The 25,929-nt window shown below is 67.8% G+C and carries 19 protein-coding genes (1 of these 19 only partly in view); 6 read left to right on the forward strand and 13 right to left on the reverse strand.

Going from position 1 to position 25,929, the window contains the following annotated elements; translation table 11 throughout:
- A protein-coding gene (locus JL100_RS21755) for a M23 family metallopeptidase (protein WP_228420829.1) crosses the window boundary here: on the forward strand, window positions 1-1,006 show its 3' portion. It extends 500 nt beyond the left edge of the window; only the last 1,006 of its 1,506 coding nucleotides appear in the window; its start codon lies beyond the left edge, outside the window; it ends in the stop codon at window positions 1,004-1,006.
- Window positions 1,007-1,134: 128 nt separating this feature from the next.
- Here JL100_RS21755 and clpB read toward each other — a convergent pair whose 3' ends face one another.
- Window positions 1,135-3,798 (reverse strand): ATP-dependent chaperone ClpB, encoded by a 2,664-nt coding sequence (clpB, locus tag JL100_RS21760; RefSeq protein WP_202682432.1) that lies wholly within the window; start codon window positions 3,796-3,798, stop codon window positions 1,135-1,137.
- 210 nt (window positions 3,799-4,008) lie between these two features.
- Here clpB and JL100_RS21765 point away from each other — a divergent pair, with 210 nt between their 5' ends.
- Window positions 4,009-4,488, forward strand: coding sequence for an NUDIX domain-containing protein (locus JL100_RS21765; protein ID WP_228420830.1), 480 nt, complete (start codon window positions 4,009-4,011; stop codon window positions 4,486-4,488).
- Window positions 4,489-4,746: 258 nt separating this feature from the next.
- Window positions 4,747-5,508, forward strand: a complete 762-nt coding sequence (locus JL100_RS21770) for an MOSC domain-containing protein (RefSeq protein WP_202682431.1) — start codon at window positions 4,747-4,749, stop codon at window positions 5,506-5,508.
- Window positions 5,509-5,563: 55 nt separating this feature from the next.
- Here JL100_RS21770 and JL100_RS21775 read toward each other — a convergent pair whose 3' ends face one another.
- The 9 genes from JL100_RS21775 to JL100_RS21815 form a co-directional block, all read right to left on the reverse strand.
- Complete coding sequence (locus JL100_RS21775; RefSeq protein WP_407696886.1) at window positions 5,564-5,908, reverse strand: DUF4167 domain-containing protein; 345 nt, start codon at window positions 5,906-5,908, stop codon at window positions 5,564-5,566.
- 296 nt (window positions 5,909-6,204) lie between these two features.
- On the reverse strand, window positions 6,205-7,089 hold the full coding sequence (prmC, locus tag JL100_RS21780; RefSeq protein WP_228420831.1) for a peptide chain release factor N(5)-glutamine methyltransferase: 885 nt from the start codon (window positions 7,087-7,089) through the stop codon (window positions 6,205-6,207).
- Window positions 7,086-8,147 carry a peptide chain release factor 1 gene (gene prfA / locus JL100_RS21785; RefSeq protein WP_202682429.1) on the reverse strand — a complete coding sequence of 354 codons (1,062 nt, stop codon included), beginning with the start codon at window positions 8,145-8,147 and terminating at the stop codon, window positions 7,086-7,088. Before prfA ends, prmC begins: the two co-directional genes overlap by 4 nt.
- A complete protein-coding gene (gene hemA / locus JL100_RS21790; RefSeq protein WP_202682428.1) occupies window positions 8,144-9,496 on the reverse strand; it encodes a glutamyl-tRNA reductase in 1,353 nt (450 codons plus the stop codon). The genes prfA and hemA overlap by 4 nt, the downstream gene beginning before the upstream one ends.
- Window positions 9,497-9,538: 42 nt before the next feature.
- Window positions 9,539-10,684, reverse strand: a complete 1,146-nt coding sequence (gene ispG, locus JL100_RS21795; protein WP_202682427.1) for a flavodoxin-dependent (E)-4-hydroxy-3-methylbut-2-enyl-diphosphate synthase — start codon at window positions 10,682-10,684, stop codon at window positions 9,539-9,541.
- Window positions 10,685-10,827: 143 nt separating this feature from the next.
- Window positions 10,828-12,129, reverse strand: a complete 1,302-nt coding sequence (locus JL100_RS21800; RefSeq protein WP_202682426.1) for a helix-turn-helix domain-containing protein — start codon at window positions 12,127-12,129, stop codon at window positions 10,828-10,830.
- Between the two features lie 115 nt (window positions 12,130-12,244).
- Complete coding sequence (gene ptsP / locus JL100_RS21805) at window positions 12,245-14,497, reverse strand: phosphoenolpyruvate--protein phosphotransferase (protein ID WP_228421397.1); 2,253 nt, start codon at window positions 14,495-14,497, stop codon at window positions 12,245-12,247.
- Window positions 14,498-14,623: 126 nt separating this feature from the next.
- Window positions 14,624-15,730, reverse strand: coding sequence for an NAD(P)H-dependent flavin oxidoreductase (locus JL100_RS21810; protein WP_228420832.1), 1,107 nt, complete (start codon window positions 15,728-15,730; stop codon window positions 14,624-14,626).
- Window positions 15,731-15,829: 99 nt separating this feature from the next.
- Window positions 15,830-17,065, reverse strand: a complete 1,236-nt coding sequence (locus tag JL100_RS21815; RefSeq protein WP_202682425.1) for an aspartate kinase — start codon at window positions 17,063-17,065, stop codon at window positions 15,830-15,832.
- A 259-nt stretch (window positions 17,066-17,324) separates the two neighbouring features.
- Here JL100_RS21815 and ubiG point away from each other — a divergent pair, with 259 nt between their 5' ends.
- The gene (ubiG, locus tag JL100_RS21820) at window positions 17,325-18,134 is read left to right on the forward strand and encodes a bifunctional 2-polyprenyl-6-hydroxyphenol methylase/3-demethylubiquinol 3-O-methyltransferase UbiG (protein ID WP_202682424.1); all 810 of its coding nucleotides are present in this window, start codon (window positions 17,325-17,327) and stop codon (window positions 18,132-18,134) included.
- 317 nt (window positions 18,135-18,451) lie between these two features.
- Here ubiG and JL100_RS21825 read toward each other — a convergent pair whose 3' ends face one another.
- Both JL100_RS21825 and JL100_RS21830 read right to left on the reverse strand, forming a co-directional pair.
- Window positions 18,452-19,573, reverse strand: coding sequence for a sensor histidine kinase (locus tag JL100_RS21825; RefSeq protein WP_202682422.1), 1,122 nt, complete (start codon window positions 19,571-19,573; stop codon window positions 18,452-18,454).
- Window positions 19,574-19,720: 147 nt separating this feature from the next.
- On the reverse strand, window positions 19,721-20,725 hold the full coding sequence (locus tag JL100_RS21830; RefSeq protein ID WP_202682421.1) for a chemotaxis protein CheB: 1,005 nt from the start codon (window positions 20,723-20,725) through the stop codon (window positions 19,721-19,723).
- 149 nt (window positions 20,726-20,874) lie between these two features.
- Between JL100_RS21830 and JL100_RS21835 the strand changes: the two genes are divergently transcribed.
- A complete protein-coding gene (locus tag JL100_RS21835) occupies window positions 20,875-21,906 on the forward strand; it encodes a chemotaxis protein CheB (RefSeq protein ID WP_202682420.1) in 1,032 nt (343 codons plus the stop codon).
- A gap of 1 nt (window position 21,907) precedes the next feature.
- On the opposite strand, the gene JL100_RS21840 is transcribed toward JL100_RS21835, so the two are convergent.
- The gene (locus JL100_RS21840) at window positions 21,908-24,175 is read right to left on the reverse strand and encodes a CheR family methyltransferase (RefSeq protein WP_202682419.1); all 2,268 of its coding nucleotides are present in this window, start codon (window positions 24,173-24,175) and stop codon (window positions 21,908-21,910) included.
- Window positions 24,176-24,362: 187 nt separating this feature from the next.
- Here JL100_RS21840 and glpK point away from each other — a divergent pair, with 187 nt between their 5' ends.
- On the forward strand, window positions 24,363-25,862 hold the full coding sequence (gene glpK, locus JL100_RS21845; RefSeq protein WP_202682418.1) for a glycerol kinase GlpK: 1,500 nt from the start codon (window positions 24,363-24,365) through the stop codon (window positions 25,860-25,862).
- The last annotated feature ends 67 nt before the right edge of the window (window positions 25,863-25,929 follow it).

Here is a 25,929-nt window from a genome sequence, read left to right on the forward strand (position 1 = left end):
GGAGGCGGGTTCGGACCGCCGGTTCGTCGGGCTGGAACTGGAGCCTGACGTGGAGCGCGCCGTTTCCGTCGCGCGTCTCGACGGCGACGCCTACGAGGCGGTCTCCGTCGACAAGGAGCTTCAGCGACGCAAGGCCGCCGCCGCGGCGGTGATCGACTCCAGCCTGTTCGAAGCGGGCGCCAGCGTCGGCGTGCCGATCCCGGTGATGGCGGCGATGATCCGGGCCTATTCCTACGACGTCGACTTCCAGCGCGACATCCAGCCCGGCGACGAGTTCCAGGTGATGTACGAGCGCTACTACACCGACAGCGGGGCCGCCGCCCGCGACGGCGATATCCTGTACGCCGCCCTGACGCTCGGCGGCAGGCGGATGGAGCTCTACCGCTACAAGACGCGCGCCGGTGTCGTCGACTACTTCAACCGGCAGGGCGAAAGCATCCGCAAGGCGCTGCTGCGCACGCCGATCGACGGCGCCCGCGTCTCCTCCAAGTTCGGCATGCGCAAGCATCCGGTCCTGGGCTTCAGCAAGATGCACGCGGGCATGGACTTCGCGGCTCCGAACGGAACCCCGATCTACGCGGCCGGCGACGGCGTCGTGGAGGAGATCGGCGGCAAGGGTTCCTACGGCAACTACATCCGCATCAAGCACAACCAGCAGATGGCGACCGCCTACGCGCATCTCTCGAAGTTCGGACCGGGCATGCGCCGGGGAGGACGGGTGAAGCAGGGCGACATCATCGGTTATGTCGGCAACACCGGCCGCTCCACCGGCCCCCATCTCCATTACGAAGTCCTGCGCGGCGGCAGGCAGGTGAACCCCATGAGCGTCGATCTGCCGACCGGCATCGCGTTGCAGGGCACCGAGTTGGCCGCCTTCAAGCGGCATGTGGAAGAGTCGGACCGGCAGTTCGTCGCAAACCTGCAGAGCGCGGCGCAAGTCGCCCAGACGGCCGGGATGATCGGCGACGACCATCCGCAGTCCTGCCGAGGCGAGCGCAGCTGCTGACGGGATTGCGATGACGGAAGCCATGACCTGTTTCGGCCACGGCTTCCGTCATCGCTGGTGATCCCGCCTCTGCGATCATGAAAAAGCCCCCTCCCGACGACACGGGAGGGGGCTTGCCGGAAGTCAGGTCAGTGGACCGTCGGCCGGTTGCTCCAGCCGGAGCGGCCGGTTGCCGCACCCGGGGAAACGGCGCCGGCCGTCGCCTGGGTGTCGGCCGGAACGCCGTCGATCGTCAAGCCGTGCTCGCCGGCGCTGACCTCGACCGTCTGCCCGTCGGCGATGCGGCCTTCCAGCAGCATCGTGGCGAGCGGGTTCTGGAGCGCCCGCTGGATCACCCGCTTCAGCGGCCGGGCACCGTAAACCGGGTCGTAGCCCGCATCGGCCAGCCAGGCGAGCGCCTTGTCGTCGATCGCCAGCTCGATGTCGCGGTCGGCCAGCATCCGCCGCAGACGGCCGAGCTGGATCGTGACGACGCCGCCCATGTGGCTGCGGCTCAGCCGATGGAACAGCAGGATCTCATCGAGCCGGTTCAGGAACTCCGGCCGGAACGACGCCCGGACGATCTCCATCACTTCGTCGCGCACGGCCGAGCTGTCCTGCCCCTCTGGCTGGTTCGCCAGGATCTCCGAACCGAGGTTCGACGTCATGACGATCAGCGTGTTGCGGAAGTCCACCGTACGCCCCTGCCCGTCGGTCAGGCGCCCGTCGTCCAGAACCTGGAGCAGCACGTTGAAGACGTCGGGGTGCGCCTTCTCGACCTCGTCGAACAGGATGACCTGATAGGGCCGGCGCCGGACCGCCTCCGTCAGGGCCCCGCCCTCCTCATAACCGACATAGCCCGGAGGCGCGCCGATCATGCGGGCGACCGCGTGCTTCTCCATGTATTCCGACATGTCGAGCCGGATCATGGCGGTCTCGTCGTCGAACAGGAACTCGGCCAGCGCCTTGGTCAGCTCGGTCTTGCCGACGCCGGTCGGACCGAGGAACAGGAAGGAGCCGATCGGCCGGTTCGGGTCCTGAAGACCGGCGCGGGCACGCCGGACCGCATTGGAGACCGCGACGATCGCCTCGTCCTGGCCGATCACGCGGGTTCCCAGGCGGCCTTCCATCGCCAGCAGCTTCTCGCGCTCGCCCGTCAGCATCTTGTCCACCGGGATGCCGGTCCAGCGGCTGACGATGCCGGCGATGTCGCTCTCGCGCACCTCCTCGTTCAGCATGCGGTTCCCGGCGACTTCCTCGGCGGCCTTCAGCTTCCGTTCCAGTTCCGGAATGGCGCCGTAGGCGAGCTGGCCGGCCTTGGCCCAGTCCGCATTGCGCTGGGCCTGCTCCAGCTCGACGCGGGCGTGGTCCAGTTGCTCCTTCAGCTTCTGGGCTCCGGTCAGCTGCTCCTTCTCGGCCATCCAGCGCGAGGTCATGTCGGCCGATTTCCGTTCCAGCTCGTCCAGTTCGGCGCCCAGCTTCTCCAGCCGGTCGCGCGACGCCTGGTCGCTCTCCCGCTTCAGGGCCTCGCGCTCGATCTTGAGCTGGATGATCCGGCGATCAAGCTCGTCGATCTCTTCCGGCTTCGAATCGACCTCCATGCGCAGCCGCGACGCGGCCTCGTCGATCAGGTCGATCGCCTTGTCCGGCAGGAACCGGTCGGTGATGTAGCGGTGCGACAGGGTGGCCGCCGAGACGATCGCGCTGTCGGTGATCCGCACGCCGTGATGCAGCTCGTACTTCTCCTTCAGGCCGCGCAGGATCGAGATGGTGTCCTCGACCGTCGGCTCGGAGACGAAGACCGGCTGGAACCGCCGCGCCAGCGCCGGGTCCTTCTCCACATGCTTGCGGTACTCGTCCAGCGTCGTGGCGCCCACGCAATGCAACTCGCCGCGCGCCAGCGCGGGCTTCAGCATGTTGGAGGCGTCCATCGCGCCATCGGCCTTGCCGGCCCCGACCAGGGTATGCATCTCGTCGATGAACACGATGATCTCGCCGGCCGCCGCGGTGATCTCCTGCAGGACCGCCTTCAGCCGCTCCTCGAACTCGCCGCGGTACTTGGCGCCCGCCACCATGGCGCCCAGGTCGAGCGCCATCAGGCGCTTGTCGCGCAGGCCTTCGGGCACGTCACCCTTGACGATGCGCTGGGCCAGCCCTTCGACGATGGCGGTCTTGCCGACGCCGGGCTCGCCGATCAGGACCGGGTTGTTCTTGGTGCGCCGGGCCAGGACCTGGATGGTGCGACGGATCTCCTCGTCACGGCCGATGACCGGGTCGAGTTTCCCCTCGCGCGCCGCCTCCGTCAGGTCGCGGGCGTATTTCTTGAGCGCGTCGTAGCCCTGTTCGGCCGACGCGCTGTCGGCGGTGCGGCCCTTGCGGATCGAGTTGATCGCCTGGTTGAGCGACTGGGCGGTGACGCCGGCATCCTTCAGGATGCGGGACGAAGGGCTGCCCTCGGCCATGGTCAATGCCAGCAGCAGGCGCTCGGCGGTGACGAAGCTGTCGCCGGCCTTGGTCGCCAGCTCCTCCGCGGTCTGGAAGAGGCGCGCCAGCTCGGGCGCCAGATAGATCTGCCCGGCGCCGGCGCCCTCGACCTTGGGCTGCTTGTTCAGCTCGGCCTCGACCGCGGAAAGCGCCCGCACCGGATCGCCGCCGGCCGAGCGGATCAGGTTGGCCGCCAGGCCTTCCTTGTCTTCCAGCAAGGTGCAAAGCAGGTGTTCGGCCGTGAGCCGCTGGTGGCCGCGCCGCAGCGCCAGCCCCTGGGCTGCCTGCACGAAGCCGCGGGACCGTTCGGTGTATTTCTCGAAGTCCATGAATACGCTCCTTGTCTACCGGTCGCCCGCGAGGCAGCACGACCGCATTCCGACCCACTGATGTGCGATCCAGGAGGATGCTGAACCCTATATGGCGAGGGGTTATTCGGCGCACAAGCCGGCGGGAGTGGGCATTTCGCGATCCGATGCCTATGTTGCCGGAACGTCACCCAGCATTGCATCACCCCGCTTTTCCAGGAGATCCGCCGCGTGAAGAAGCTGTTGGCCAAGTCCGGTCTGCTCCGCACCGCCCATCTGGCGCGCGTGGGCTGGCTGACCGTGGCGAGGCCGCTGACCATGGGTGTACGCGCGATCATCAGGGACGCGGACGGCGCGGTCCTGATGATCCGCCACAGCTATGTCGATGGCTGGCACCTCCCCGGCGGCGGCGTCGATCGGAACGAGACCGTCCATCAGGCGATGGCCCGGGAAGTGCGGGAAGAGGTCGGCGTCGAGGTAATCGGCACCGCGCGCATGCTGGGCCTCTATGCCCGGTTCCGCCACCGCTCCAGCGACCATGTCAGCGTCTTCGTGGTCGATGAGTGGCGGGGAGGCCCGGAAGTCGACGGGCTGGAGATCGTGGAGTGCCGCTTCTTCGGGCTGGACGCCCTGCCCCACGACACCACGCCGGCGACGCGCCGGCGGCTTGCGGAACTGACGGGAGACGCCGCCCCGTCCGATCTCTGGTGACCGGCCAGAAAAATGCCCCCGCCGAATTCAGGGCGGGGGCGGCCGGACCAGTCTGCGAGGTTTCGGATCACGGAACAGGAGAGAGTGTGTGACCGGCTGGCCTCGGTTATAACCGATTCCGACCGCGCTGCAAATGCAAATCGTTCTCATTCTCATAGAAAGCTGGAGATTCCCGCATCCGGCCTCATCCGCCTCCCATGAGGCGGACATCCCATCGTGGGATTGACGCACCCCTGCCCCGCCTGCATAACATCAGGCATGAATACCGCAGTTGCGAAGATATATCGTTATCCGGTCAAGGGACTGAGCGCCCAGCGTCTCGACGAGGTCACCCTCACGCCCGGGGAAGGCCTTCCGGACGACCGCCGGTTCGCCATCAGCCACGGCGCGTCGACCTTCGACCCGACGGCTCCGGAGTGGCGTCCCAAGAAGGACTTCCTGATGCTGGCCAAGAACGAGCGGCTGGCGGCGCTGGAGACCGACTACGTCTCCGCAACGGGGATCCTGACGGTCCGACGCAACGGCAGGCAGGTGGCTCGCGGGCAGATCACCAGCACCATGGGACGGCTGTTGATCAACCAGTTCTTCGCGGCCTACATGAAGGGGGAGGCGCCGGGAACGCCGAGCCTGGTCGAGGCGCCCGGCGTGATGTTCAGCGATACGCCGGAGAAGTACGTCTCGATCCTGAACCTGGGCAGCGTCCAGGACATCGAACGGGTCGTCCAGGCCCCCGTCGATCCCATCCGGTTTCGGGCGAACCTGCTGCTCGACGGGCTGGAGCCCTGGGCCGAGGCCAAATGGGTTGGTCGTTCCGTCGCGATCGGCGACGTGGTGCTCGAAGTGACCGAGCAGACCGGCCGCTGCGCCGCGACGGAGGTCAATCCCGCCACGGCGATGCGGGACATCAACATCCCTCTCCAGCTTCAGCGGGGCTATAGCCACCGCAACTGCGGCGTCTACGCGCGGGTCACCCAGGGCGGGCGGATCGCGCCCGGCGATCCGGTCCGCCTGATCGACTGAAAACGCTGGCAGCCCCGGCCCCCGGGAAAGCCGGCCGGAGGAGGACAGGCCGGTGTCAGGCGTTCATTTGAGCGCGTTCGTCTTCCGCATCGGCGTCTTCATCGTCGTCCTGATCATCGCCGAACTGGTCCTGGCCGTTGCCATTGGCGTCGCCGTGCCCGTTCGGTGCGCCGTTGCCATTACGGCCGTCACGACCGCGCTGGTTTTCGCCACTCTGTTCGTTGATCAGGCCGATGATACGGAAATAATGCTCGGCGTGCTGAAAGTAACTCTCTGCCGCGATACGGTCTCCGGCAGTTTGGGCATCACGCGCTAGCGCCAGATACTTTTCATATACCTGGAAAGCATTGCCTCGGATGCGGACATCGGGACCGTTGCTGTCGAAAGTCTGATGGCGCAAAGGAACATTGTTCTGACGACGGCCACCATTGTTGCTGCCCCGGCCGCGAGAACGCCTGGTGTTTGGTCCTTGTCTCATTCGGCTATTACGAGCCCCACTTTGAGATTTGCGCGCCCCGACCCAGCTTGGCGGCGATCATACGGGCTACCAAGCACCCGCGGAGCAATGCTGCGCGGTGGAATATCGGGGGTTCTTATCACGCAGGCCGCGCCGAACATGCTGCGGTCCTTCGTAGTAAATGACCCTAGCCGGGAAACGACTGCAATCCAACCCCTTTCTTGTGTGCAAGCGCGGAATCACGCGCCCAAATGGCCAAAAACCACGCGCTCCACGCCTCCGAGATCCTTGCGCGCGCCGACTCGCCCGAATCCGGCAGTCCCCAGCAGTGCCGACACGTCGGTCGATTGGCCGAATCCAACCTCGAGGATGACCCGGCCGCCGGGTTTCAGCACCCCGGGCAACTGCGCGACGATGGCGCGGTAAGCGTCGAGCCCGTCGGGGCCGCCGGCCAGCGCCGCCGCCGGGTCGAACCGGGTGACTTCCGGCGCCAGCGCGTCGATATCGCCGTCGGGAATATAGGGCGGGTTGGAGATCACGAGGTCGAAACGTTCCTCGATTCCCAACGCCCAGTCCCCCGCGGCGAATCGCGCGCGCCGGCCCAGCCCGAGCCGCCGGGCATTGGCCGCGGCCGTCTCCACCGCCTCCTCCGAGCGGTCGATGCCGAGCCCCGCCGCCTGGGGCAGCTCGCTGAGGATGGCCAGCAGCAGGCATCCGGTACCGGTCCCCAGGTCCAGCACCGACAGGGGAGCCTGCCGGTCCGCGACGCCGGCCAGGGCCTCCTCGACCACCGTCTCGGAATCGGGCCTCGGATCGAGGGTGGCGGGAGAGAGCGTGAAATCCAGGCTCCAGAATTCGCGCCGGCCCAGGATGCGGGAGACCGGCTCGCGCGCCACCCGCCGGGCGACGAAGCCGAGGACGCGCCCGACCTGCGGCTGGTTCAGCCGCGCGGTGGCGTGGATCAGCATATGCTCTCGCGTCATGCCCAGCGCGGCGCCCGTCAACAGGCGGGCGTCCAGATCCGGCGTGTCGATGCCGGCCTCGCGGAGCAGGCCCTCCGCGTGGCGCATCACCTCGCGGAGCATCGGCGTCCCGGACAGCCCCGGCGCGGCCGGACCGGTCATTGCAGTTCGGCGAGGCGCTCCGCCTCGTCCGCCGCGATCAGGGGGTCGATCACCTCGTCCAGGGCCTCGCCGTTCATCACCTTGTCGATCTTGTAGAGCGTCAGGTTGATCCGGTGGTCGGTCACGCGGCCCTGGGGGAAGTTATAGGTCCGGATGCGTTCCGACCGGTCGCCGCTGCCGACTTGGCTCTTGCGGTTGGCGGCGCGCTCGGCGTCCAGGGCGCTGCGCTGGGCGTCGTAGAGGCGGGAGCGGAGCACCCGCATGGCCTTGGCCTTGTTCTTGTGCTGCGACTTCTCGTCCTGCTGGGAAACGACGATGCCGGTCGGCAGGTGGGTGATGCGCACGGCGCTGTCGGTGGTGTTGACCGACTGGCCGCCCGGCCCGCTGGAGCGGAACACGTCGATGCGCAGGTCCTTCTCGTCGATCTGGATATCCACCTCCTCCGCCTCCGGCAGGACCGCCACGGTGGCGGCGGAGGTGTGGATGCGGCCGCCGGCCTCGGTCGCCGGGACCCGCTGGACCCGGTGGACGCCGCTCTCGTATTTCAGCCGGGCGAACACGCTGCGCCCGGTGATCGAGGCGGTCGCCTCCTTGTAGCCGCCGATGCCGGTCTCCGACACGTCCATGGTCTCGAACCGCCAGCCGCGCAGCGCCGCGTAGCGCTGGTACATCTGGAACAGCTCGGCGGCGAACAGGGCCGCCTCCTCCCCGCCGGTCCCGGCGCGGACTTCCAGGATGGCGTTCTTGGCGTCGGCCTCGTCCTTGGGCAGCAGCAGCACCTGGATGCCGCGCTCCAGCTCCGGCAGCCGGCGGTCGAGCGCCTGGATCTCAGCCTCGGCGAGGTCCTTCATCTCGGGGTCGGCCAGCATGCCGGCCAGATCCTGGCGCTCGGCCCTGGCCTTGCGCAGGTCGGCGATCGCTTCGGCGATCGGGGTCAGCTCAGCGTATTCCTTCGACATCCGGGCGAAGGCCTGGGCATCCACCTGACCGCCGGCCAGGGCGTCGCGCAGCTCGTCGTGGCGCGCGGCGACGCGGTTGAACATATCCTCGAAACTCACCGTACCTCACCCTCACTGGACCCCGGAACGGGGCCCGCAGTCGAAAATTCCGTCATGGCCGAGCCGCTCTCCGCCCCATCTTCCGACCGGTCCAGGCGGAACAGCCGGCGCAGCAGCCGTTCGGCCTCCACCTGCTCCATGTCGTGCGACGCCGCCATGGCCCGCAGCACCTGCGACGGGTCGTGAAGCAGCCGGTTGACCAGCAGGCGGGTCGCCTCGGCCGGATCGGCGCCGGCATGATCCGCCAGCAAGCGGCTCCTTACGGCCTCGAAATGACCGCGCAGGGCCGCCACCGCAGGAACCGCCGCCCGCTCCGCCCGCCCCCGGGCGAAAGCCGCGACCGCTTGGTCGACGATCGCCCAGGCGGCCGCGGCCGCGGCCTCCCGGGTGGCGCGGCCCTCCAGGGCTACCCGCTCCAGGTCGGCCAGGTCATAGACGAAAACGCCCTCCAGGCCGCCGACGGCCGGATCGACGTCCCCGGGGATCGCCGTGTCGATCACGAAGACCGGGCGGCGGCGGCGTTTCTTCAGCACCGCCTCCATCCGGTCGGCAGACAGGATATAGCGCCCGAGCCCTGCCGCCGTCACCACGATATCGGCGGATACCAGCGCCGTGTCGAGATCGTCGATCGGCGCATGGTGGCAGCCCAGCCGCCGGGCCGCCGCCTCCGCCCGGCGATCGACCCGCGCCGCGACGGTCAGGCGGGGCAGGCCCGCCTCGCGGAGCGCATCCACCATCAGCTCGCCCATGTCGCCCAGCCCGATCAGCAGGGCGGCGGAACGGTCCAGGTCGCCGTGGATGTCGCGCGCGGTCTGCACCGCGGCGGCGGCGATCGACACGGGACGTTCCGCGATGGCGGTCTCGGTGCGGACCCGCTTGGCCGCGGCGTAGGCCGCCTGGAGCACCGCCTCCAGTTCCGGCCCGGTCGCATGGGCCGCGACCGAGGCCCGGTGGGCCGCCTTGACCTGCCCCAGCACGTGCGGCTCCCCGACGACCTGACTGTCGAGCGAGCAGGCGACGGCGAACAGGTGGCGGACGGCGTCGCCGCCGGTCAGGGTGTAAAGCTCGGGCGCCAGCGCCTGGGCGGTCATGCCCGCGCGTTCTGCCAGCGCCGACGCAGCGACGGAGGCGACGCCGGCCGGATCGCAGGATGCGGTCAGCACCTCTACCCGGTCGCAGGTGGACAGCCACAGCATCTCGGTCAGGCCGGCCGCCCGGAGGCGGGCGAGCACGCCGGGAACCTCGGTCTCCTCGGTGCAGATCAGGTCGCGCACCGCCCCGGAGCTGGAGCGGTGGTTGGCGCCGACCAGCACCAGTTCGGATGACGCATGGCCCCCGGATGCGGGCATGGCGGGGGCGTCAGGGGAGATCTGGGCGGCGCCGGCCCGCCGTCACTCGGCCGCCTCCGCCGCGGCGGCTTCGGCCCGGGCGGCCTCGGCCTTCTCGGCCTCGATCTGCGCCGCCTTCTTCTCGACCAGGCCGACCAGATGACCGACGATGTCCTCGTCCTTCAGGCGGTGGTCGGGCTGGCCGGCGATATAGACCTGGTGGGTATTGCTGCCGCCGCCGGTGAACCCGATGTCGGTTTCGCGCGCCTCGCCCGGCCCGTTGACCACGCAGCCGATCACCGAGACGGTCATCGGCGTGGTGATGTGGGCCAGCCGCTGCTCCAGCACCTCGACGGTCTTGATCACGTTGAACTGCTGGCGGGCGCAGCTGGGGCAGGAGATCACGGTGACGCCGCGCCGCCGCAGGTTCAGCGACTTCAGCATCTCGTAGGCGACCTGCACCTCCTCGACCGGGTCGGCCGACAGGGAGACGCGGATGGTGTCGCCGATGCCGGACCACAGCAGCATGCCCAGGCCGATCGACGACTTGACCGTGCCAGCCCGCAATCCGCCGGCCTCGGTGATGCCGATATGCAAGGGATAGTCGCAGGCTTCCGCCAACCCCTGGTAGGCCGCGACCGCCAGGAACACGTCGGACGCCTTGACGCTGATCTTGAAGTCGAAGAAGTCGTGGTCTTCCAGGATGCGGGCATGGTCCATGGCGCTCTCGACCATCGCCTCCGGGCAAGGCTCGCCGTACTTCTCCAGCAGGTCCTTCTCCAGCGAACCGGCGTTGACGCCGATGCGGATCGAGCAGCCATGGTCCTTGGCCGCCTTGATCACGTCGCGCACCCGGTCGGCCGAGCCGATATTGCCGGGATTGATGCGCAGGCAGGCGGCACCGTTCTCCGCCGCCTCGATCGCGCGCTTGTAGTGGAAATGGATGTCGGCGACGACCGGGATCGTGATCTCGCGCGTGATCTGCTTCAGGGCCAGGGCCGATTCCTGGTCGGGGCACGAGACGCGGACGATGTCGGCGCCGGCCTGCTCGATCCGCTGGATCTGCTCGACCGTGGCCTTGACGTCGGTGGTCAGCGTGTTGGTCATCGTCTGCACCGAGATCGGCGCATCCCCGCCCACGGGAACCTTGCCGACATGGATCAGGCGGCTCTTGCGGCGCTCGATGTGGCGGTAGGGTCGGACGGTCATGGACTGGCTTTCGACAATGTGTATGGGCGACGCATAGGGGCGATCATCGGCGCGGACGCTCGGGTGGGCGCAGCAACGCCTGACGCTAAAGTGCGGGCGCGCATGCCCCCGGTCAAGGGCACGTCCGGGGCAAGCCCCTCCGGTCAGCGCGCTCCGGCGGCCAACCGTTGCGGATCGAGCTGGACGTCGCGCATCACCTGACCCTGCCCGCCCAGGGCGCTGCCCTGCCCGCCGTCAACCGAAACCATCAGGCCGCCCGCGTTGCCGGTGACCATCCGCAGGCCCGGCTGGTCGGGCACGCGATAGACGTCGCCGGGGCGGAGGACACGGGTCATCAGCAGGTCGCCGGTCCCGTCCCGCACCTGGATCCAGCTGTCCTGGGTGGCCCGGATCTGGATCCGCGACTGCCCGTTGATGGCGCCGTAGATCCTGGCATCCCCCTGACCCGCTTCCGGAGCGGCCGGAGGCGCCGGCGGCATCGGCAGCGCGGCCACCTGGCCGGGCGCCGTCGGGGGAGCGGGGATGGCGGGCGGAGGCGCGGCGGGCGCGGCACCCTGCTGCGACGCCTGGGCGGCGCGCGGGTCGCTGTTCGGCGCCGTGATGGGCGTCGACTCGACGATCGGGCTCTCCTCCTCCTCGGCCTCCTCGGCGGCGGTCGCCGCGGTGGAGGGGGGCGCCGACGAGGGGGCGGGAGCCGGCATCGCCGCCGCGGCAGGCGGCGGTGCCTGTGGCAGTGGGACCTCTGGCAGCGGGGCTTGCGGCGTCGCGGCGGAGGGCGACGGCTGGGCCGCCGGGACAGCGGCGGGAGGCGGAACCGCGACGGCCGCGGGCGGCGCTTCGGCCGTCCGGGCCTCGGGTGCCGCCGGACCGGGTTCCGACGGGGTGACCGGAACGACCAGCCCGGGAGGGGGCGCGGCCGGCGTCACGTTGAGCGCGCTGGCGATGCGGTCGGGCAGTTCGGGCACCAGATCGACCAGGTCGCGTCCGGTGGAATTGACATAGTACCAGCCGCCATAGGCGGCGCCGGCCAGCAGGACCGCGACCAGCAGCAGCGCTCCGCCGGGGATGCGGCCTTCCGGGACCGGCTTGGGCAGGTAAAGCTCCGGCTTGGCGGTCAGGGCGCCGGAGGATTCCTCCTTGAAGCGGCGCAGCACCATCTGCGGGTCGAGCCCGAGATGCTCCGCATAGGTCCGCAGGAAACCGGACACATAGGTGGCGCCGGGAAGGTCGCTGAACCGCCCCTCCTCGATCGCCTCCAGATAGGCGAACCGGATGCGCAGGGCCACCGCGACCTCCTGGAGGTCGTAGCCAAGCGCCAGCCGGCGGCTGCGCAGAACGTCGCCCACTCCGGGTTCGTTGGAACCCGGGACCATGCGGGGTGCGGGTCCCTGCCCGCTCCGGCCTTCCTCGACGATGTGGAGTTTCCTGAGTCTGGTGTCGCCCATACCGTCAGCCGTCTTCCCGCACTGAGTCTATGAACAGGCGGCGGGCGAAGTCACGCAAGCCGCCCCGCCACTGTCGCCGAAGTTGTAACAAACTTTCCAAGCGAAATGCAATGAATTAGATCATGACCCCATGATCTATCGCAAATGAACGCAGCTTTTCCCGCAGGCTGTGATCGCGAACCGGATACAGGGTTTCTATATACTGGCGTAATTGCGACACGTTCAGGCTGCGCAGCATGGTCTTGACCGGGCCGACCGCCGGGGGCGACATGGACAGGCTGCGGAAGCCGACGCCGAGCAGGGCCATGGCGTCGAGCGGCCGGCCGGCCATTTCGCCGCACACGCTGATCGGAACGCCGGCGCCTTCGCACAGGCCGACGAGATGGCGGAGCATGGTGAGCATCGGCGGCGACAGCGGGTCGTACCGGGTATTGATCCGCGGATTGCCGCGGTCGGCCGCGAACATGTACTGCATCAGGTCGTTCGACCCGACGGAGATGAAGTCCAGCCTCGGCAGCAGCGCCGGCAGATGCCAGATCAGGGCCGGCACCTCCAGCATCGCCCCGACCAGCACGCGGGCCGGCGGAACGCCGCCGCGCCTGGCCAGCCTGTCCAACTCCAGGTCCAGCACGGCGCGGGCGTCCTCGAACTCGGCGCATTCGCTGATCATCGGGAACATGACCCGCACGTCCCGCCCGCCCGAGGCGCGCAGCAGCGCCCGAAGCTGCTGGCGCAGCATGGCGGGACGGTCCAGCCCGATGCGGATCGCGCGCCAGCCCAGCGCCGGGTTCTCCTGCTCCTGGTCGGCGAAGTAGGGAAGGCTCTTGTCGCCGCCGACGTCGAGCGTGCGGAACACGATCGGCCGGTCGCCGGTCAGCTCCAGGACCCGCCCGTACAGTTCGGTCTGGGCTTCCACGCCGGGATATTCCGACCGGATCATGAAGGGGATCTCGGTCCGGTAGAGCCCGACCCCGTCGGCGCCGGTATCGTCGAGATGCTGCAGGTCGATCAGCAGCCCGCAATTCAGGTTGATCGAGACCTCGACGCCGTCCAGCGATACCGCCGGCTGGTGGATCGTCTCGGCATAGAGGCGCTTGCGCTGGGCGCGCACCGTCATGCTGTTGTGGAAGGCGTCCTGGATGTCCTCGGCCGGACGAACCAGCACCTGGGCGTTGTCGCCGTCGACGATCAGCTGGTCGAGCGGTTCGATCCGGGTCAGCACGTCGATGCATTGCCCGACCACCGGGATGTCGAGCGCCCGGGCGACGATCGCCACGTGGCTCGACGCCGACCCTTCCTCCAGCACCAGGGCCCTGAGCCGGCGCCGGTCGTAATCGAGAAGTTCGGCCGGCCCCATGGAGCGGGCGACCAGGATGACATCGTCCGGCAGGTTGGCCGAGGCCTGCGATTCCTTGCCCGCCAGGTGCTGGAGCAGCCGGTTGGTCAGGTCGTCCAGGTCGAGCAGCCGCTCCCGGAAATAGGGATCGTGCATCTGGCTCATGCGCGCGCGGGTATCGTTCTGCACGCGCTGGACCGCCGCCTCCGCGGTCAGGCCGTTCCGGATCGCCTCGCGGATGCGCGACAGCCAGCCGCGGTCCTCGGCGAACATCCGGTAGGTCTCCAGGATGTCGTGGTGCTCGCCGCCCTCGACGCTGGAGACGCGCAGCAGGTCGTCCAGCGCGGTATGCATCCCCTCCAGCGCCTTGCGGAACCGCTCGATCTCCACGTCCGGGTCCTCGGCGACCATCTGGCGGATGGTCAGCTGCGGCCGGTGCAGCACCGCCAGCCCCATGGCGAGCCCGCGGTTGAGGCTGACGCCGTCGAGCCGGGTCGGCAGCAGGGCGGCATCGGCGACCGCGGAGATCTCCTGCTGGCTGACCAGTTCGCCACCGGCGGTCAGCTCGGCCACCACCATGGCGATGGTCTGGAGGGTCTCGACCTCCTCCTCGAAATAGACGCGCTTGTCCTTGTGCTGGATCACCAGCACGCCGCGTACCCGCCCGCCGCGCAGGATCGGCACGCCCATCAGCGACAGGAACGCCTCCTCTCCCGTCTCGGGGCGGTAGGCGAAGTTGGGATGGGACGGCGCGTTGGCCAGCGCCACCGGCCGGGCATGGGCCGCGATGTCGCCGACCAGCCCCTCCCCGACCCGCAGCCGGGTCTTGTGGACGGCCGACTGGTTCAGGCCGACGGTGGCGAACAGCTCCAGGATGTCGCCGGCGCGCATGACGTAGCAGGAGCAGACGTCAGCCCCCATCTCCGCCCCGATCAGCGTGACGATCTTGTCCAGCCTGTGCTGCGCCGAGCCGGAGCCGGCCATCACGTCGCGCAGCCGCGCCAGCAGGCGCCGAGACGTTATGCCGGGCATGGTCGCTCCCTGTTCCGTCCCGTAGGTTCCGTTGCCCTGGGTTTCCCCGTCCATGGTACCGCCCATGGCATGGCCTGGTCCCGGTGCATCCCGCGCCGGGGTTCCCTGCCCCGGGGCGTCAGTCATCTATTCCGCCGCCCCGGGAATGATCGCGTCGCGCCTCTCCGGTTTCCCGAAGGCACCGGCGCGCGCCTCCAGCGCGCGGACGGCCTGCTCGACCAGTTCCCCCAGGATCTCGGCGGCCGGCTGCTCGCGGGTGACCATGCCGACGCTCTGGCCTGCCATCAGGGAGCCGTTCTCCACGTCGCCCTCGATCACGGCGCGCCGCAGGGCGCCGGCCCAGAAATGCTCGATCTCGAGCTGGGCTTCCTTCTGGCTCACCTCGCCCCGGTTGAACCGCCCGATCACCTCCGCCTGGAAGGTCTGGAAGCGGCGGGTCCCCTCGTTGGTCAGGGCCCGGACGGGGATCACCGGGAAACGCGGGTCGATCTGTACGGATGGCACGGCGTCGCGCGCCGCGGCGTTGATGAAGGCATGCTTGTAGCGCGGATGGGCGATCGATTCCGTGGCGCAGACGAACCGCGTGCCGAGCTGGACCCCGGCCGCTCCCATCTCCAGGTAGGACAGGATTGCCTCCCCCCGGCCGATGCCGCCCGCGACGAACACCGGCACGTCGCTGACCACGGGCAGGATCTCCTGCGCCAGCACCGAGGTGGATACCGGCCCGATATGGCCGCCCGCCTCCATCCCCTCGATCATGATCGCGTCGGCGCCGCTCTTGACCAGCTTGCGGGCGATCGAGGCGGCGGGCGCGAAGCACACCACCTTGGCGCCCCGCTCCTTGATCCGCCGGATCGAGGCCGAGGGCGGCAGCCCGCCGGCCAGCACCACATGCCCGACCCGATGGTCGGCGCAGACGTCGATCAACTCGTCCAGGCGCGGGTGCAGGGTGATCAGGTTGACGCCGAACGGCCGGTCGGTCAGCGCCCTGGTGCCCAGGATCTCGGCCGCCAGCTGCTCCGGCGCCATGGAGCCCGACGCGATCACGCCGAAGGCGCCGCCGTTGGAGATGGCGGCCACCAGCTGCCGTTCCGAGACCCACGTCATGGCGCCGCCCATCACCGCGAGATCGGTGCCCAGGAAGGCCCGCCCCCGGCTCCACAGGCGGTCGAGCCGGGCGCGGGCGGCGCGCGTCGTGTCTTCGGCCGGCATCGGGGCGGGAGCTTGGGTCATGGCAGGGCCTTCATCGGGCTCACCCTCTCACGGTCGGCGGCACAGGTTGGCAGCTCGGGTCGGCGGGACCAGGTCGGGGGCCAAGGCCGGACGCGCGGGTCAGGTGGCGTCCAGCCCGTAGGCGGTGTGAAGGGCGCGGAGCGCCAGTTCGGTGTACTCCTCCGCGATCAGCACGCTGACCTTGATCTCCGAGGTCGAGATGACCTGGATGTTGATCCCCTTCTCCGCCAGCGACTTGAACATCCGCTGGGCGACGCCGGCGTGGCTGCGCATGCCGACGCCGATCACCGACACCTTGACGACGTTGCTGTCGGCCAGCAGGCGGCGGTACTGAAGCTCGTCCCTGGCGGCCTCCAGCACGTTGCGCGCCCGCTCCAGGTCGGCTTTCGACACCGTGAAGGTGATGTCGGTGCTGGCGCCGTCCTCCGACACGTTCTGCACGATCATGTCGACGTTGACCGACGAGTCGGCCAACGGACCGAACAGGCCGGCGGCGACGCCGGGCCGGTCGGCCACGCCGATCAGGGTGATCTTCGCTTCGTCGCGGCTGTAGGCGATGCCGCTGACCAGTTCCTGTTCCACGATTTCGTCCTCGTCCACAACCAGAGTACCGGGTAGCTCGCTGCCGGCTGCCTTTTCGAAGCTGGAAAGCACCTGCACCCGCACGCCGTGCTTCATGGCCATCTCGACCGAGCGGGTCTGGAGCACCTTGGCGCCGAGCGACGCCATCTCCAGCATTTCCTCGTAGGTGATCTTGGACAGCTTGCGGGCCTTCGACACGATGCGGGGGTCCGTCGTGTAGACGCCGTCCACGTCGGTGTAGATGTCGCAGCGATCGGCCTTCAGCGCGGCGGCCAGCGCCACCGCCGAGGTGTCGGATCCGCCGCGGCCGAGCGTCGCGATCCGGCCGTTCGGCGAGACGCCCTGGAAGCCGGCGACCACGGCGACCTCGCCCGAGGACAGCCTGCGCTCCAGCTCTTCCGTCTCGATCGAGCAGATGCGCGCCTTGGCATGCACGTCGTCGGTCCGGATCGGGATCTGCCAGCCCTGCCACGAGCGCGCGGGTATGCCCAGTTCCTGGAGAGCCAGGGCGGTCAGCCCGCTGGTCACCTGCTCGCCCGAGGCGACGACGGCGTCGTATTCCCGCGCGTCGTGCAGCGGGCTGATGCCGGCGCAGTATTCCACCAGCTTGTTGGTGACGCCCGACATGGCCGAGACGACGACGGCGACCTGATGGCCGGCGTCGACTTCCGCCTTAACCTTGCGCGCCACATTCTTGATGCGGTCGATGTCGCCGACCGATGTGCCGCCGAATTTCAAAACGATCCGCGCCATTGCCTTGAAGCCCCACCACCTGACCAGTCTGCCCGCTGCCCGGCGGCCCTGCCCCAGTTCAAAACGGATCTGATGATCACGCATCCGGACCGATCAGCCCGGACCGATCAGGGACCGGCTAGATCGGGCACCGGCGAACAGGCGGTTCCATTGCCGCAGCAAGGCGGGGTATCCATACTATCTCGGGGGAAGCGAAGCAAGCTTGCCCCGACTGACTTCCAGTCGCATCCGGCAGCAACCGGCACCCAGGAACATACCCATGTCTGCCACAAGCACCGCCTCAGCAACTTCCCGCGCTTCAGCAGCCGCCGCGTCGCCATCGGGCGGCACGGTCGATGCCGGGGAGATCGCCCGTTTCAGCGCCATCGCGGCGCAGTGGTGGGACCCGCGCGGCAAGTTCAAGCCGCTGCACAAGTACAATCCCGTCCGAATCGGCTATATCCGCGACGCGGTGTGCGCCCGGTTCGGCCGCGACCCCACCGCCCCGCAGCCCCTCGCGGGACTGCGTTTCGTCGATATCGGCTGCGGCGGCGGCCTTCTGGCCGAACCGCTGGCCCGGCTGGGAGCCGAGGTCGTCGGCATCGACGCGGCCGAGCGGAACGTGAAGGTCGCGGCGCAGCACGCGGAGGAATCAGGCGTGACCGTCGATTACCGCCACACCACGGCGGAAGATCTGGCCGAGGCCGGAGAACGGTTCGACGTGGTGCTGGCGCTGGAGGTGGTCGAGCACGTGGCCGACGTGCCGCTGTTCCTGCGCTCCCTCTGCACCCTGATGAAGCCGGACGGGGATCCGGGGAGCATGCTGTTCCTTGCGACCATCAATCGCACGCCGAAGTCGTTCGCGCTGGCGATCGTGGGAGCCGAATACGTGCTCCGCTGGCTGCCCCGCGGCACCCACGACTGGCGCAAGTTCCTGAAGCCCTCGGAACTGGCGGCCGGGCTGCGTCCCCATGGCGTGACGGTGCGCGACATCACCGGCGTGGTCTACAACCCGCTGCGCGACGAGTTTTCGCTCAGCCGGCGCGACCTGGACACCAACTACATGCTGTGGGCCGGCGCCGCGGCCTGAAGCCCCGAACCCCATAATGCGACCCCGGTAAAGCAGCCCCGACAAAGCAAAGGCCTCGGAAAATCCGAGGCCTTGCTACATGCCGGTGCTTCGCCAGGAACTATCCAAGGGCAACCCTCCGCTCAAGTTTACGACTCTGAAGCGACTGCATACCCTTCAGTTCCTCGAGACGTTCGAGGAGCTTGGTGTTCGCCGGGCGTTCGCCGGCAGGATTCGGGTGATTCTGAAACAGCGCCGTAATTCGCTGCCCACTTGCCACCATCTCTTCACGAGTCAGCATCCCACCTCTCTCGAAACTGGGTACGGCGCAACGATGATCAGACCCTATGCGCCGCTGCAAGAGCTTCTGACGTGTCGTTCGCGCCCACCCCATCCCAATTGTCCGGCATCTCCAGGATAAAGCGGGTGCCGTCCCGCCGGGCGATGTCGAGCCGGGCGCCGATCTGCTCGGCCATCGCCTTGACCACCTGCAATCCCAGGCCATCGCCTTGGGACCAGTCGAATTCCGGGGGCAGCCCGCGGCCGTCGTCGGCGACCATGAGTTCCAGACGGTTTCCCGCGGCGCGGCGGAAGCATACCCGGACTCTGCCGGGCCCATCGCCGAAGGCGTGGCGGAAGGCGTTGGTGACCAGTTCGGCGGTAACCAGGGCCAGCGGGATCGCCAGGTCGGTCGAGACTTCTACGGCATCGGCATCGACCGTCAGCTTCCACCGGCGACCGTCCACGCCCAGCGTCTCGCCGAGGAAAGCGCAGATCTCCCTCAGATACTCATGGAAGGCGACGCCCTCTCCGGCATTTCGGGCATAAAGCATGCTGTGGACCTGGGCGATCGCCTGGATACGCGTCACGGCGGCCTGGATGGCGTGCCGGGTAGCGGCATCGGTGGCCTTCCGCGCCTGGATCCGAAGCAAGCCCATGACCATCTGCAGGCTGTTCTTGACCCGGTGGTCCACTTCGCGGATCAGCAAGTCCTTCCGGGCAAGCAAGGCATCGCGCTCGGTAACGGCAAGGTTCAGGTTGGCGGTTCGGTCCGCCACTTGGCTTTCGAGCGTCTGGTTGGCTTCCCGAAGGGCGGCATTGGCGGTTTCAAGCTCCTCCGCGGTGACCTGAAGCTCCTCCAGGGAAACCTGCAATTCCTCATGCAGGATCGATATGTCGCCTTCCAGGCCCGTCCGCGCGCGAGGAGCGTTCCGCCCGGCCGATACCCGGGCCTCCAGGAAGCGGGCGTGGCTCCGGGCCAGCAGATGGCGTAAATGGGCGTTCTCGGCGGCCACCGCCGTCCGCTCCGCCTGCAGGCCCGAATTCTCCTGGGCAAGCGCGTCGATACGCCTTGCCATATCTTCGAGCGCGGTCTGGAGTTGCTCGTTCTCCTGATCGGCGGTCGCTTGGCGAAGGCGGAGTTCCATAATCTCTTCAGGGTGCTGCTGAAGTGTCTTCATGATCTACCCCAAATACGATCCGGCTTCACAGTTAAGACTTATCCTCATTCATTGCAACAGGAATAGATTACAAGTACAGCGGCAAAGCAATTTTCGAGTAAATATGATGACTTTTCCTATAAGTTTTGCTTGTGCCCTCCCTATTCTTCACCAAGCGTCTTCCGCACTCGGTTGGCTGATCCAATCATGTTCAAGAAAGCGCTTCAGCACATTTGCCTTTTCCTCGGCTTCCGCCCGCGCATCATCCCAGCGTTGGGAGGAAAGGGTATGCCCATTGCTCAGTGCCATTTCAGCCATGCGCCGGCACAACCCGGCACGCTCGTTCAAGGTGCGCAAGGCGATCTCGAACGACTCCTCAAGCTTCTCGACCTGGCCGGCATCCATGTCGGCGATCGCGAAACGATGACCGATATGACAGGTATAATAGGGCGACTGCCCGACCATGGTTTCCTTCAACGAACCGCCGCAACTGGGACATGTCAATGCAACCGGCTGGTTCATTTCATATTTTCCTGTCACCTCATCATCCTTTTCTGGTTCCCGGAGCCTTTCGGAATGTTCCTTGGCACCTTTCGAGGTTTCCGCCGGACAACCGCCCGACAACCGGACGACGAGGTCGGGGATTGCCGCGACCGGAAGGCAATGGTCGGCGCCGACATAGCGCAGCGCGTTCCGTGGCATGCCGGGATACTCGGCCTCGTCCGGGTCCTGCACCACGGTAACGCCGCCGCACCGCCTGATCGCGCTGAAGCCGGCGGTGCCATCGCTCAAGGTTCCGGACATGATGATGCCGACGACCCTTGATCCGTACGCCTCCGCCGCCGTTCGGAACAACGGATCGACCGCCGGGCGGGTTCGGTTCTCCCGTGGCCCGCGCGTCAGCCGCATGCAGCCCGGTTCGAGCAGCAGATGGTAGTCGGGCGGCGCCACATGTATATGCCCGTTGCGGATCTCCCCGCCATCGACCGCCTTGGCAACCGGCAGCGGGCCGGATGAATTCAGGATCGCCGACGCGGCGCTGCGCCGCGCACCGATATGCAATACGACGAAAACGGCCGCGGCGAGATCGTGCGGCAGTCCCCCGATGAAAGTCTGGAGCGCTCCGAGGCCGCCGGCGGAGGCTCCCACGACGATGATGTCACGACGCTTCATGGTACGAGACAACAGGCGACGCCGCCATTCATGGCGACGCGGCGCGAAGAATATGGGATTATGCAAGTGGCCTGACAGCCCCAGCCCGCAGGAAACGGCCTGTTCAGCCCGCGGCGTGCCGCGAAGCACCCGCACTAAGGTGAAATCATATGCGAAAGACCCACTGTCGGGACGTGGTCGTGATCGCCGCATCGGCCGGCGGCGTGAGCGCCCTGCAGACCCTGTGCGCCGGCCTGCCGGACGATCTCGGGGCCGCCATCTTCATCGTCCAGCATGTCAGTCCCAGCGCCAGGAGCATGCTGCCGGCGATCCTGGGTCGCACCGCGTCCCTGCCGGTGCTTCATCCGGCGGATGGAGAGGCGATCCGCCCCGGCCACATCTATGTCGCCCCGCCCGACCGGCATCTCCTGGTCAAGCGCGGCCACATGCTCGTCCGGAAGGGGCCGAAGGAGAACCGGACGCGACCGGCGGCCGATCCGCTGTTCCGCTCGGCGGCGGTGGCCTATGGTTCGCGGGTCGTGGGATTGGTGCTGACCGGCACGCTGGACGACGGCACGGCTGGGCTGCTCGCCGTCAAGCGTTGCGGGGGCATCGCCGCCGTCCAGGACCCGGACGATGCAGCCTGGCCGGACATGCCGCGCCACGCCATGCAGAAGGTCGCGGTCGACCACTGCCTTCCCCTGGACCGGCTTGCGGATCTCGTCACCCGGCTGACCCTGGAACCCGCGGGACCGCAGCCGCCCATACCGGCCGACATAGAACTGGAAGCTCGCATCGCCGAGCAGGAAATGATCTCCATGACCGAGGAAACCAGTGACAATTCCATATCGGGCCGTCCCGCCCTGATCACCTGCCCCGACTGCGGCGGGGCGATGATGGAAGTGAGGGACGGCCCCCTGCTGCGGTTCCGCTGCCATATCGGCCACGCGTACAGTCCGGCGACGCTGGCCGAGGCGCAGGGCGAAGCCTTCGAACAGGCCCTCGGAATGGCGCTCCGCACCCATCACGAACGGGTCAAACTCTTCGAGCGCATGGCGGAGAACGCCATGGCGCATGGCCAGCACCATGCGGCCGCGAAGTGGACGGCAGCCGCCGGGGAAGCCCAAAGCCATGCAGATCTGCTGCGGGCCGTCCTGTCCAACCAGTCGCCCGCCGCCGCGATCGCGCCCGAAGCGGACTAGGTCACGCCATTCCGCCCTGCTCCCGGCCACCGTCGGCCAGTTCGAGCTGCTGGCGCTCCGTCGTGTCATGGACGATGGCTATCAGGACGGGCGGCTCCTCCCCGTGCAGGTACTGCATGCAGATCTCGACCGGATAGGGACCGCGGTCCCGCGCCTCGAGAACGGTTTCGAACACGATCTCCTCCCGCTCCTTCGAGACCAAGGGAGCCAGCAACTCGCGCAGTTTCCGGGCGGATACCTCGGGCATCAGCTCCGGCAGGGCCATCTGCTTGAGCTGGTCCAGCGGATAGCCCAGTTTCTGCCCGGCACCCTTGTTGACCAGTTGGAAGTGGAGGGTATCGGGTGACAGGATATAGACCTCGTTCAGCGACTCGCCGACGAGACGGCCGAGATAGGCGTTGAAGTCCTGCACGCGGCGCAGTTCGGTGATGTCGTCGATCAGCAGGACGATTCCACGGAGATCGTTGGAATCGTACATCAAAGGCAGCACACGGACCCGGCACTCCAGCGTGCGGCCGCGCCGGTCGATCGCCTTGAACTCGATCGGTTCCGCCGACGCTTCCTGGCTCATGACCCGCTGCATCTCGGCATTCACCTTGAACAGGGGCACCCCGATGTCCAGGCTGCTCAGGCGCTGGCCGATGACCTCCTCGTTCCGCAGGCCCCAGGTATTCTCGTTCCAGCGGTTCCACGACTTCACCCTCAGGTCCTGGTCGAGAACGATGATCCCGTTGTCCATGCTGCGCAGGATCGCATCGGCATAGAGCCGATACTCGGAGGTCTCCTCGGATTGGCGGCGCATCTCCTCGTTGGTGGTCTCCAACTCCTCGTTGGTCGAGCGCAGCTCCTCGTTGGTGGTCTCCAGCTCCTCGTTGGTCGACTGAAGTTCCTCGTTGGTGGTCTCCAGCTCCTCGTTGGTCGACTGAAGTTCCTCGTTGGTGGTCTCCAGCTCCTCGTTTGCCGACTGAAGCTCCTCGACGGTGGTCTCCAGCGTTTCCTGGGTCACCTGCAACTCGCGCTGGAGCAAATGGGACCGCGTGGTGTCGTTGAACCCGAGCAGGGTGGCCATGAGCTGGCCGTCATCGCCATGGATCGGCAGGATGTCGATGGTCAGCCAGATCGGGTCGTCCGGCGGGCGGTGATAATTCTGATTGTCCAGGCGCAGGGGCCGGCTCGTGGTCTGCACCTCGTCGATGCGGCTGCGCAGTTCGGTCGGACGGTACGACACGGCCAAGTCCTGGAAAGGCTTGCCGATGTCGCCGGGCCCGATCTCCAGCAGGCGCCGGGCCATGGTGTTGGCGAGCATGACATGGCCCTGCGGGCTGATCGCCACATAAGCCGTGGCGCTGCCCTCCACGATCGCCTCCAGCAGACGGTTCTGGTTGACCTTGCGGACCGGGTTGTTCTCCGTCGCGATGCTCAGGCTGCCCCCCAGGCTGCGCTGCCACTCCTGGCCGACCTTCTTGAAGATACGGCTCTTCAGGTTGACCGATTCGAACAGCTTGGATCGGGCGAGCTGGGTTTCCGCCTTGCCGAGGAACAGGAACCCGCCGGTATTCAGCGCGTAATGCAGCCGCGGCAGGACCGCGGCCTGGGTGCTGGTATCCAGATAGATCAGCAGGTTGCGGCAGATCAGCAGGTCGATACGGGAGATCGGGGCGTCCTGCACGATGTTGTGACGCCCGAAAATCACGCATTTCCGCAGTTCGCGATGGAAAACATAGTGGTTGGCGGTCCGCTCGAAATACTTCTCCAGCAGGTGCTGCGGCACGCCCTCGATTTCGCGCGGGTCATACGTGGCGAGCCGCGCCACCCTCAGCGCATCCTCGTCGAGATCGTTGGCATAGATCTTCACGGACCGGCAGAAATTCTCGATGCCCAGGGCCTCGGCGAACAGCATGGCGGCGGAATAGGGCTCCGGCCCGGAGGCGCAGCCCACGCTCCAGATCCGGATCGGACCCTTGTCCTTCTTGCGCTCGATGATCTGCGGGATCACCTCCTCGCGCAGCACCTTCCAGGCGTCCGCGTCGCGGAAGAAGGACGTCACGTTGATCAGCACCGTGTTGAGGAGGTTCGCGACCTCCTTGGGATCGCTGTCGATCAGCGCACGGTAGGTCACGAAATCCGGACATTCGACCTCCTCCATCCGCTGCCGGATGCGACGCTGAAGGCTGGTCCGCTTGTATCCGCGGAAATCGACCTGTCGCATCTCCTGCAGGTGACGGATCAGGTCTTCCAGTTCAGGATTCGAAAGCTTCTCGTCAACCATCAGGGCCTCGGCAGTGGGGACGTAGATACTAGCGCACGGAGGTCCCATCACCTAATCCGCAGGCGGCTGCGGGACCCGCTCGGTGCATCGCGCGCCATTGACACTCCGAAGCGCGCTCATCCACAGTCGGCTTCAGGGAGGCTGAAGAACCGGCCACCGATAACGACAATCCAGGGGGAAGACCAGGATGGCGCAAAAGGCGGTGCATGTGCTTGCCATCGACCAGGGAACGACTTCGACCAGGGCGATCGTGTTCGACAGTTCGGGCCTGCCGGTCGCCACGGCGCAGCGCGAGCTTCGCCAGTTCTATCCCCACGACGGCTGGGTCGAGCACGACCTGGAGGATATCTGGCGCGACACCACGGTGGTCTGCCGCGCGGCGCTGGAGGAGGCGGGCCTGACCGCGGCCGGCATCTCGGCGATCGGGATCACCAACCAGCGCGAGACGACCGCCCTGTGGGACCGGGCGACCGGGGAGGGCCTGCACAACGCGATCGTCTGGCAGGACCGCCGCACGGCGGAGACCTGCCGCAGGCTCCACGCCGATGGCGCCGAGGCGCTGGTGGCGGAGCGCACCGGCCTGCTGATCGATCCCTATTTCTCCGCGACCAAGCTGGGCTGGCTGCTCGACCACGTGCCCGGCGCCCGCGCGCGGGCCGAGCGGGGCGAGCTGTGCTTCGGCACCATCGACAGTTTCCTGCTGTTCCGCCTGACCGGCGGCGCCGTCCACGCGACGGACGCCAGCAACGCCTCGCGCACCCTGCTGTTCGACATCCGCACCCAGGACTGGGACGACGAGTTGCTGCGCCTGTTCGGCATTCCGCGGGCGCTGCTGCCGCGCGTGTTCGACAACAGCGCCGATTTCGGCACGGCCGAGGCCGACTTCATCGGCGGTCCCGTGCCGATCACCGGGATGGCCGGCGACCAGCAGGCGGCCACCGTCGGGCAGGCCTGCTTCGAGCCGGGCATGATCAAGAGCACCTACGGCACCGGCTGCTTCGCGCTGCTGAACGTGGGCGACAAGCCGGTGAGATCGACCAACCGGCTTCTGACCACCACCGCCTACCGGCTGGAAGGCAGACCGACCTACGCGGTGGAGGGCTCCATCTTCGTGGCCGGCGCCGCGGTGCAGTGGCTGCGCGACGGGATCAGGGTGATCGCCGACGCCGCGGCGTCCGAACGGCACGCCAACGACCTGCCCGACACCCAGGGCGTCTACATGGTGCCGGCCTTCACCGGGCTGGGAGCGCCCTACTGGGATCCCGACGCGCGCGGCGCCCTGATCGGGCTGACGCGGGACACCGGCATCAGCCACATCGTGCGGGCGGCGCTGGAGGCGGTCTGCTACCAGACCCGCGACCTGATGGAATGCATGGCGGCCGACGGCGGCACCCAGCCCAGCGCGCTGCGCGTGGACGGCGGCATGGTACGGAACGACTGGCTGATGCAGTTCCTGGCCGACATCCTGGAACTGCCGGTCGAGCGGCCGATCGTGACCGAGACGACGGCTCTGGGGGCGGCCTACCTCGCGGGCCTGCGTACGGGGGTGTACGCCTCCCTCGACAGTGTCGCCGCCGCCTGGCAGCGGGAAAGGCTGTTCGAGCCCGCCATGTCGTCCGCCGACCGCACGCGCCTGTACGACGGATGGCGCCGCGCGGTGCGGCGCGTGCGCAGCGATCTGGCATAACACCAAAAAGAAGAATAGAATGTGCATCAACCGGCGGATGGTCATCGAAGCTTAACCGAACCGTCAC

Origin of the sequence: Skermanella mucosa, assembly GCF_016765655.2 — a bacterium.
Taxonomy (GTDB): Bacteria; Pseudomonadota; Alphaproteobacteria; order Azospirillales; family Azospirillaceae; genus Skermanella; species Skermanella mucosa.

Bases quoted from the DNA above. Each gene is read 5' to 3' on its own strand.
- hemA (WP_202682428.1), bottom strand. From the start codon at position 9,496: ATGCCCGCATCCGGGGGCCATGCGTCATCCGAACTGGTGCTGGTCGGC.
- JL100_RS21835 (WP_202682420.1), top strand. From the start codon at position 20,875: ATGCGAAAGACCCACTGTCGGGACGTGGTCGTGATCGCCGCATCGGCC.
- clpB (WP_202682432.1), bottom strand. From the start codon at position 3,798: ATGGACTTCGAGAAATACACCGAACGGTCCCGCGGCTTCGTGCAGGCA.
- JL100_RS21800 (WP_202682426.1), bottom strand. From the start codon at position 12,129: ATGGGCGACACCAGACTCAGGAAACTCCACATCGTCGAGGAAGGCCGG.
- JL100_RS21840 (WP_202682419.1), bottom strand. From the start codon at position 24,175: ATGGTTGACGAGAAGCTTTCGAATCCTGAACTGGAAGACCTGATCCGT.
- glpK (WP_202682418.1), top strand. From the start codon at position 24,363: ATGGCGCAAAAGGCGGTGCATGTGCTTGCCATCGACCAGGGAACGACT.
- ubiG (WP_202682424.1), top strand. From the start codon at position 17,325: ATGTCTGCCACAAGCACCGCCTCAGCAACTTCCCGCGCTTCAGCAGCC.
- prmC (WP_228420831.1), bottom strand. From the start codon at position 7,089: ATGACCGGTCCGGCCGCGCCGGGGCTGTCCGGGACGCCGATGCTCCGC.
- JL100_RS21810 (WP_228420832.1), bottom strand. From the start codon at position 15,730: ATGACCCAAGCTCCCGCCCCGATGCCGGCCGAAGACACGACGCGCGCC.
- ptsP (WP_228421397.1), bottom strand. From the start codon at position 14,497: ATGCCCGGCATAACGTCTCGGCGCCTGCTGGCGCGGCTGCGCGACGTG.
- JL100_RS21815 (WP_202682425.1), bottom strand. From the start codon at position 17,065: ATGGCGCGGATCGTTTTGAAATTCGGCGGCACATCGGTCGGCGACATC.
- JL100_RS21770 (WP_202682431.1), top strand. From the start codon at position 4,747: ATGAATACCGCAGTTGCGAAGATATATCGTTATCCGGTCAAGGGACTG.
- ispG (WP_202682427.1), bottom strand. From the start codon at position 10,684: ATGACCGTCCGACCCTACCGCCACATCGAGCGCCGCAAGAGCCGCCTG.
- JL100_RS21830 (WP_202682421.1), bottom strand. From the start codon at position 20,725: ATGAAGCGTCGTGACATCATCGTCGTGGGAGCCTCCGCCGGCGGCCTC.
- JL100_RS21825 (WP_202682422.1), bottom strand. From the start codon at position 19,573: ATGAAGACACTTCAGCAGCACCCTGAAGAGATTATGGAACTCCGCCTT.